This window comes from Methanobrevibacter curvatus, from assembly GCF_001639295.1.
Taxonomy (GTDB): Archaea; Methanobacteriota; Methanobacteria; order Methanobacteriales; family Methanobacteriaceae; genus Methanoflexus; species Methanoflexus curvatus.
Window position 1 is genome coordinate 1 of the sequence record NZ_LWMV01000077.1, and the last position, 2,119, is coordinate 2,119.

General features: G+C 21.8%; 1 protein-coding gene. It reads left to right on the forward strand.

The genetic code is table 11. From position 1 onward, the window contains the following. Window positions 1-312 precede the first annotated feature (312 nt). Window positions 313-1,755, forward strand: a complete 1,443-nt coding sequence (locus MBCUR_RS02040) for an ATP-binding protein (RefSeq protein WP_067089598.1) — start codon at window positions 313-315, stop codon at window positions 1,753-1,755. The last annotated feature ends 364 nt before the right edge of the window (window positions 1,756-2,119 follow it).

The following is a 2,119-nucleotide window of genomic DNA, read 5'->3' on the forward strand; positions in this document are numbered from 1 at the left end:
CTATTAAAAAATTCTTAAGTAGAATGTAAAAAGATATAAAAAAACATTCTTTTATATATGCATTTCAAATTTGAAATAATTAATTATAAATAGATATTTCATATTTGAAACAATTTTATATGATAATTACTTACAAAAACTTAAAAAAAAAAAAAAAAAAAAAAAATATAAAAATATAAAAAATTTCTTCTTTATATATTCATTTTAAATTTGAAACACTATTTTATAAATAAATGTTTCAAAAATGAAACATTATATATATTAAAAAATACATACTAATATTGAAAAATAAGCAAATGTGGAGATAAAAAAATGGTTTTTGAAGAAGAATTAATTAATTATATAAATAGCCAGTATAATCAAACTGACTCTCTATTAAAAAACATTAAAAATCTTAATTATAGGCAGGAATACTGGAAAGTTAAAAAACATTTAGACGATTTTTTAAGTGGAAAAAATGTTGATGATAGATTTATTGTAATGCATGGGCTACGAGGAGTAGGTAAAACAACAATTCTTTTTCAATTGTACAGTTATCTTTTAAATGAAAAAAACATTGACAAAAAAAATATTCTTTATTTAAACATGGACGAAATTGTAAAGAAATATAAAAATGACCTTTTAGAAGTAGTTGAAAAATTCTTAAGCCAGATTCATAATACACAATTATTAACCTTAAATAAAAAAATTTTTATTTTTGTAGATGAAAGCCATTTTGACAAAGACTGGGGAGTTTCAGGTAAAATCATTTTTGATAAAACTCAAGAAATATTTTTAATATACACAGGTTCATCTTCAATAAATTTAGAAATCAATGGCGATGTTGCAAGAAGAACTTACAATGAATCCATATTTCCCAATAATTTCAATGATTACGTCTTGTTAAAAAAAAACATTCAAATAGACAACAAATTTTCAAATGTGATAAGAGATATTATCTATTTTGGTGAAGAGAAATATATAACTCAAGGAATTGAATTAGAAAAAAAGGCACATTATAATTTATTTAGTTTAGAAAATCTCCCTAAAGATGAATTTATCCATTTTTTAAAAGCTTATGGATTTCCTAATACATTAAATAGAAATGAAGAAGAAGCTTACAAAAAAACTCAAAACATTATTACACAAATAATCCAAAATGACTTTCATTCAATTAAAACCATTAGTTTTGAGACTGAAGCATATATTACACAAATAATCTCATATTTAGGTCTAACAAAATCAGGTGCAATTTCAAATCATAAAATAGCTAGCTATTTATCCATCTCTTCCAGAGAAGTAAATGAAATTTTAAAAATTCTAGAAAAAACACAGCTGATATTCAGTGTAAAACCCTATGGCGGAGGAGGAAAAATAGCTAAAAAGGCATGGAAATATTATTTTTTATCTCCATCCTTAATATCTGCAATAAATTTTGATATGGGTAGATACAGTATGGATAATAAGAAATGTTTAGGTCATCTTGCAGAAAATTATGTTGCAGCATCATTATTTAAAGTTAAGCAAACTAGATACAAGTTTATGGGAATATTTTATCCTCCAGAAAAGAAAGGATGTGATTTTTTACTTAGAACAAAATTAGATGACCTTGTTCCTATAGAGGTGGGTATAGGTAAAAAAACTAAAAGTCAACTAAAAAGAGCCATTAATAAGTATGATTGTGACTATGGGGTCTTAATATCTAACAGGTACAGTAAAATTCAAAGGCATGATGATATAATCCATATTCCCTTGCTTAGTTTTGGATTCTTATAAAATAGCTGTGCAACAATTTGAATCTAAGTTTTTAAATGTAGTTAATTAAGTTTATAAAGTTATAATAAGTTTTATTATAAAAATAAATGTAAATATTTAATAAAATCATTTGTTAATTAATATTAATAACTATTTACTAAAAATAATTATTTTTAAGACGTTTAATTTTATTATTCTTTAAAATATTTTAATTTAAATTTAACTAATTAATATGATTTGTTTACTAATTAGAAGAACATTTAAAACAAACTTTTAAAAAAAGTTCATCAAAATGTTTTATCAAAAATAAAGAAAATTAATTTAAATAAAAGTTTTTTACAAATTATAATTATTTTCAAATATTTATTTTTATAAAAACATATAT

What these genes read in the sequence shown, in the direction of transcription:
- MBCUR_RS02040 (WP_067089598.1), top strand. Translation starts at nt 313, where the DNA reads ATGGTTTTTGAAGAAGAATTAATTAATTATATAAATAGCCAGTATAAT.